Genomic DNA, 227 nt, shown 5'->3' with positions numbered 1-227 from the left:
CGCCGGTTTCATAGCGGTCAAACAAGCATTACCCACCTAATTAAAAGAATCCAGCTTCTGGCTCTTCAATGTTCTCATCCCCTAGATCACCTTGGAAGTTGACTGCGCGAGCAGGTACAACTGTTGAAATTGCATGTTTATACACCATTTGATTTTCGGTGTTTTCAAGTAAAATAACAAATTGGTCAAATGACTGAATTTTACGTTGTAATTTTATGCCATTTACC

1 protein-coding gene is annotated in these 227 nt (G+C 38.8%); it reads right to left on the bottom strand.

Going from position 1 to position 227, the window contains the following annotated elements; genetic code table 11:
• Positions 1 to 40: 40 nt before the first annotated feature.
• Positions 41 to 227: RNA chaperone Hfq (locus V6260_RS18830; protein WP_341595595.1), on the bottom strand; the 187-nt coding region annotated here is incomplete at its 5' end.

It is taken from the genome of Pseudoalteromonas aliena (assembly GCF_038155085.1).
Taxonomy (GTDB): domain Bacteria; phylum Pseudomonadota; class Gammaproteobacteria; order Enterobacterales; family Alteromonadaceae; genus Pseudoalteromonas; species Pseudoalteromonas aliena_A.
The sequence above is the reverse complement of the archived record's forward strand: the minus strand, read 5'-3'. Positions and strand labels throughout refer to the sequence as shown.